At 55.1% G+C, this 5,940-nt stretch carries 6 protein-coding genes; all 6 read right to left on the bottom strand.

Annotation, left to right across the window (positions count from 1 at the left end; translation table 11 throughout):
* Positions 1-1,276: extracellular solute-binding protein (locus QJ48_RS34620; protein ID WP_054977790.1), on the bottom strand; the 1,276-nt coding region annotated here is incomplete at its 3' end.
* A 304-nt stretch (positions 1,277-1,580) separates the two neighbouring features.
* Positions 1,581-2,957, bottom strand: coding sequence for an extracellular solute-binding protein (locus tag QJ48_RS34615; protein ID WP_054977789.1), 1,377 nt, complete (start codon positions 2,955-2,957; stop codon positions 1,581-1,583).
* A gap of 150 nt (positions 2,958-3,107) precedes the next feature.
* Positions 3,108-3,488: a YmaF family protein gene (locus QJ48_RS34610; RefSeq protein ID WP_054977788.1), complete on the bottom strand. Its 381-nt coding sequence runs from the start codon at positions 3,486-3,488 to the stop codon at positions 3,108-3,110.
* A gap of 101 nt (positions 3,489-3,589) precedes the next feature.
* Entirely contained in the window at positions 3,590-4,705 is a 1,116-nt protein-coding gene (locus tag QJ48_RS34605; RefSeq protein ID WP_054977787.1) for an aminopeptidase, read from the bottom strand.
* A 142-nt stretch (positions 4,706-4,847) separates the two neighbouring features.
* Positions 4,848-5,291, bottom strand: coding sequence for a nucleoside-diphosphate kinase (gene ndk / locus QJ48_RS34600; RefSeq protein WP_054977786.1), 444 nt, complete (start codon positions 5,289-5,291; stop codon positions 4,848-4,850).
* 169 nt (positions 5,292-5,460) lie between these two features.
* Positions 5,461-5,940 (bottom strand): putative PEP-binding protein (locus QJ48_RS34595; protein WP_054977785.1); only part of this gene is annotated, 480 nt, incomplete at its 5' end.

Genomic DNA, 5,940 nt, shown 5'->3' with positions numbered 1-5,940 from the left:
CGTCGAGCTTAAGCGCTTCGGCGGCGGCATCGGCCGCTTGCTTCGGCGTCTTCTTGCCTTCCAGCATCGCGCCGATCTCCGCTTGAATCTTGGGCATAAACCCGCGGGCAGCCGGATGGGAGATTCCGAGTATCGTCAGATCCGCGTACTTCATAAATTCCTTCATGTCTTGGTCATCGTTATAGATGTCGCCGGCCGATTTGCGCACGGGCAAATAACCGGTCCATTTATTGAACGCCTTGGCCGTGTCCGTATTCGTGAGGAATTTGGCGAATTCCACGGCAGCGGCTTTATTTTTGCTCGTTTTCGAGACAACGAACATGCCTACCGTGCCGAAGCTTGCCTGCTTCTCCTTTTTCAGCGGCGGCCCGATGACGTACGGTTTTTTCTGCGCTTTCAGCGTCGTCAGCGTCGAGCCTTGCCCCCAGACCGCCAGCATTTTGCCGGACAAAAATTCGGGGAACTGGTTATCGTTGGAGATCGAGTCCTTCGGAATCCAGCCGTTGTCGTACATTTTCTTCACATACTCCAACGCCTGCACGCCTTTGTCATTGTTCAAAATAATGCTGCCTCCGTCGTCCGTCACATTACCGCCGCTCTGCCACAGCAAAGGATACAGCGTCGCATTACAGCAGCCCGCGCCGCCTTCGAAGTTGCGTGCATAGTAGCCTTTGGCCTTCGCCTTCTCGGCCCAGCGGTCGAATTCGTCCCAGGTCGTCGGAAGTTTGGCCGGATCTTCGCCGATCGCCTTGACCACGTCCGGGTTATAGATCAGCGTCTGGACCTCCTGCAGTATCGGAAGCGCATACAATTTGCCTTGATAAGTTGCACCGGCTAACGCTCCTTTGCTGAAATCGTCTGTTTTGATGTCCTTATTGTAGGCGTCAAGCGGCTCCAGCGCATTATTGCCGGCAAACTGCGGAATTTGATCCGGAAGCTGATAGAAGACGTCCGGACCGGACCCGGCGGCAAGCGCAGTCAAAATTTTTTGCTCCCGGTTTTTCCACGGAATCTCTTCGTAGTTCACTTTCACGTCGGGATATTTCTGCTTGAACGCGGCGATCGTATCGTTCCAGAACGCTTTGAGCTGCTCCTTCTTGTCGTCGCCGACGTACGGATGCCCCCATACGGTAATTTCTCCGGCGACCTTATCCCCGGCCGCGCTTGGAGCGGCTGCATTGTCAGGACTGCCTGAAGAATCCGAGCCGCAGCCGGACAATACGATGCCCAGCGAAAGCACAGCCGGCAGCATCATCGATAATGCACGTTTGGTCATAGATGAGACCCTCCTCGCTTGTAGACTGAACTGACGAATCCATGACTTGTTTCGGACCCACTGGACTTTGATCGACGATTGACACTGCTTTCTTTTGACGGACGAGCCGTCCCCCTTTCAGCCATAAGAACCAATAATGATCCAGATCATGTTACAATGATTTCTATCGCCTTCTAGATCATATCTGGTATTTATTTATACTATAACGACATCGGAAAGCGCTGTCAACCGTCCCGGCAAAAAAATTGCAGGAGCGTGGTCCGAACGCCATAGCCTGCAGAAAAAAGAAAAGCCGTGCGGCTCCTCAGGACAACGCCTCTTCGAGCCGACGGCAAATCGTATCTTCCTCTTCCATCCGGGACCAGAACCACTTCAGCTCCCGGTGCATCGCCTCCACCTGCCTTGTGTTCAGATGAATGTCCGTCGTCCAACGGAACGACGGAATAATTTCGCGGTACATGGGGTAGCGCGACGGATGCTTGACCGCTCCCTTCCCACGCCACTCCGCGGCCTTCTTCAGACTCGGAATGCTGAAGGTATTTTGACGCATCGTCAGTTGAGCCGCTTCTCCCAGCAGGTAATCGACCAGCGTTCGCGCCGCTTCCTTTTGCTCCGAATGGCGGTTCATCCCGAGCGCAACCGAGAGCAGAAGCGTCCTCGGCTCGTTCAGGTACGGCAGCGGCGCCACGTCGAAAGAAAACCCCGCCTCCCGGATATCGTTCAAGCTGAAATAGGTCGTCATGATCATCGACACTTTTTCCTGAAGGAACAGCGCTTCCGCGTCGGCATCGTTCTCCGCCGCAAACCGCGGGAACACGCCTTCCTTATCGACGAGCTCGCGGCATTTGCGCAAGCCTTCCATCAGCTTCGTCCCGCAAAACGACGGACGACCCTGCGCGTCGTACCGGACCGAGTCCCCGCTTTGCAGTAAAAATACCGGCCATCGGTTCTGCGACAAGAAATAAAAATAAAACCCGAACCGCCCCCGCTCATCTGCGAGCTTCTGCGCCGTTTCGGTCAAATCGTCCCACGTCCAGCCGCTGTCCGGCTCCTCCAGCCCTTTGTCGGCAAAGTGATCGCGGTTATAGCACAGCACAACCGGGGAAAACGCGAACGGCAGCGCCAAGTACCGGTCGCGATGTTTGAAGGCGCTCTGCAGAAACGGGTACTGGCCGGCGGGCGGGCTCATGGGCTCCAGCCACTCCTGCCGGCCGCTGTCGACCACAAGCTGATAATCGGTATGGTTGATCGTAAATACGTCGACCATGCCGCCCTTCATATATTCTTCGATCGCCTGCGCGTAGTTATCGTAAGGAAGGGCTACCGTCTGCACCCGGATATGCGCATAAGCCACATGAAAATCCGACAGCAGCCGGTTCAAGTCCATCTGTTCCATAACGGAGGTGTAATACCCCAGCTTGATCGTAACGCTTCCTTGAACCGCGGGGCTGCTGACCCGGTTGCCGACCCTCGGCACCTTCTCGATCAACTGCTCGTCCACCAGCATATCCAGCCCTTTGCGGACCGAATTTTTGCTGAGCTGGTACTGCTTGCCGAGCTCCACCTCGGACGGCAGGTGCTCCCCGACGGAGAGCTTGCCGCTGACGATATCTTCCCTGAGTTGGGCGACCATATGATCCAGACGCTTATGAAATGTCGTGCGGCTGGGCTTTTTCGGCATCGCAATATCCTCCTGCCTGTCGAATAAACTGGTTCTCATCTAGTTTATATAATGGCGGGTTCGATGTCAATGCGCGCAGGATTTACAAGCTTATCTGCATCAAAAAAAAACGCCTGCTCCGCTTTTGTATCGGAACATGCGTTTTTTTGGTTATACCTCGTTGCCGGTGTTGCCTCTGTAGGCATGGGCGTGCGGTCTAGCGCCGTTCACAGTCGTATATCCTTCGAAGTAGTGATAGTGTCCTCCGCCGGACAGCGGGATGGCCGGTCCGGTCGCCCCGCGCATGGTATGGGTATGACCGTCGTTAAACGAAGTGACGGCGTAATATCCGTGAACATGCCGGGGGCCGCTCGGCGCGGGCTCGGTCATGCCGGCATAATAGTGAAGATGCCCGTCATCGTACGTAGTCGCTCCCGAGAAAGGATGGACGTGAACCGGTCGGCCGTCCCACGACGTTATATAAAGCCTGTGGGCATGATGAGGATCTTCACCGCCAGAATGAACCACGAATCCCGTAACGGGGATATCCATGAGCACCAACCTCTTCTCCGTGATGAATCGTACTCCATCGTATGAGAAGAAAGCTTGGGCCGTACGGGCGTCCGTCTAAAAGCGAACCGCTCGCTTTCCGCCTATTTAAGGTGCTCGGGATTCAGCTTCTCCAGCTCCGGCACGACAAAGCGGCCGTCCTTGCGGATCAGACGATCGTCAAAATAAATTTCGCCGCCGCCGTATTCCGGACGCTGGATCAGCACCATATCCCAGTGAACCGAGGACCGGTTGCCGTTATCCGCATCCGTGTAAGCGTTACCCGGCGTAAAGTGGATGCTGCCATCGATTTTCTCATCGAACAAAATGTCTTTCATCGGCTGCTGTATGTACGGATTGACGCCGATCGCAAACTCGCCGACAAAGCGGGCCCCGTCGTCGGTATCCAAAATTTCGTTCAGCTTGGCGGTATTGTTCGCCGTCGCCTCGACGATCTTGCCGTTGTCAAAGCGGAGCGTGACATTCTCGAACGAAGTTCCCATATAGATCGTCGGAGTGTTATAAGAGATGACGCCGTTGACCGAATCCTTCACCGGCGCAGTGAACACTTCGCCGTCCGGAATATTGTTCTGACCTGCGCATTTGATCGCCGGAATGTCCTTGATCGAAAAGCTGAGATCGGTACCCGGTCCGACAAGCCGTACCTTGTCCGTCTTGTTCATCAGCTCGACAAGCGCGTCCATGGCCCCGGACATTTTGCTGTAATCGAGGTTGCACACTTGGAAATAAAAATCTTCGAACGCCTCGGTGCTCGTATTCGCCTGCTGCGCCATCGACGGATTCGGATAACGCATCACGCACCATTTGGTATGATTGACCCGCTGATCGACGACCGGACGCTGATACACCTTCATGAACAAGCGCAGCTTGTCCTCAGGCACATCGGACGTTTCGGTGATATTATCGCCGCTGCGAACGGCAATGTACGCTTGCATCTGCTTCATGCGGTTCAGCTCGATGGCCGCCATCCGCTCGTACAGCTCCTGGCTGCCGCCAAGCATCAGCTTGCGCGTAACTTCGGGATAGCGGAATTCGATGAACGGATGTCCGCCTGCCGCGTACACCTCTTCTATTAAACACTTGGTCAATTCCTGATCGCGAAGGCCGATCATTTCAATCAGGATGTTCTCACCCGGCTGAAGGTCGACGGAATACCGTACCAGGTTTCTCGCAAACTGCTGCAAACGTGGATCTCGCATCTTCTTTCTCTCCTTTGGGGACAGCATCTGAACTCACCTTCTCAACGTACCAAATTTTCACGGAAAGTTCAAACCCCTAATGAAGGTTTTCGGGCAAAAGATCACAATTCATTTACATTTTGAGGAAAACGGTTGCCGACGACTAGATCCAGCTTTGCAGCGCCCGGTCGTAAGCAAGAAGCTCTTCCGGCTTGAAAAAGTTGGCGATTTCCCGTTCCGCGCTTTCCGGAGAATCAGAACCGTGAATGATGTTGTTGCCGGTATGAACCGCGTAATCGCCGCGGATCGTTCCCGGCGCCGCATCCAGCGGATTCGTCTTGCCCATCATGGCGCGAGACAAAGCAATGACGTTATCGCCCTGCCATACCATCGCAAAAACCGGACCGGAGGTAATGAACTGAACCAGCTCGCCGAAAAACGGTTTTTCCTTATGCTCGGCATAGTGGGTTTGCGCCTGCTCCTTCGTGATCACCATCAATTTGGAGCCGATGAGCTGAAATCCTTTGTCTTCGAAGCGCTGCACCAGCTTGCCGATCAACCCCCGCTGTACGCCGTCCGGCTTGATCATCAAAAATGTTTTTTCCATGTTCGTTACACTCCGTTTCTAAAATAATAGATTGCTAATCTTACACCGGAAGCTGTGTGCATCCCAGTATACCCATTTCCTTCATTTTCCATGCCTGTGTGTTTCCGGAACAAGACACAAGAGCGCCGCCTGCACCCTTGCCTATGCAGGCGGCGTGTGATATCGCTGCTTAAGCGCTCCGTCCCGATGTGACGGGTTCTTCCGAAGTGGTCTCCGGTGCAGCGGGGCTGCCCAACGCCAGCTGCGCTTGCGCAGCGGCGATTCTCGCCAGCGGCACCCGGTATGGCGAGCAGCTGACATAATCCAGCCCCGCTCCGTGGCAGAAGAAGATCGACTGCTTGTCGCCTCCGTGTTCGCCGCAAATGCCGGTCTTGAGCTGCGGCTTCACGGCGCGTCCGCGCTCGACCGCCCATTCGATCAACGTTCCGACGCCGTCCCGGTCCAGCACTTGGAACGGATTGTCGGGAAGCAACTTCGTCTCCACGTAATGCGTCAAAAATTTGCCTTCGGCGTCGTCCCGGCTGTAGCCGAACGTCATCTGCGTCAGATCGTTCGTGCCGAACGAGAAGACATCGGCATGCTGCGCAATGTCCCCTGCCGTAACGGCGGCCCGCGGCACTTCGATCATCGTGCCGATGCGGTAGCTGAA

It is taken from the genome of Paenibacillus sp. A3 (assembly GCF_001399685.1).
GTDB lineage: Bacteria > Bacillota > Bacilli > Paenibacillales > NBRC-103111 > Paenibacillus_G.
The sequence above is the reverse complement of the archived record's forward strand: the minus strand, read 5'-3'. Positions and strand labels throughout refer to the sequence as shown.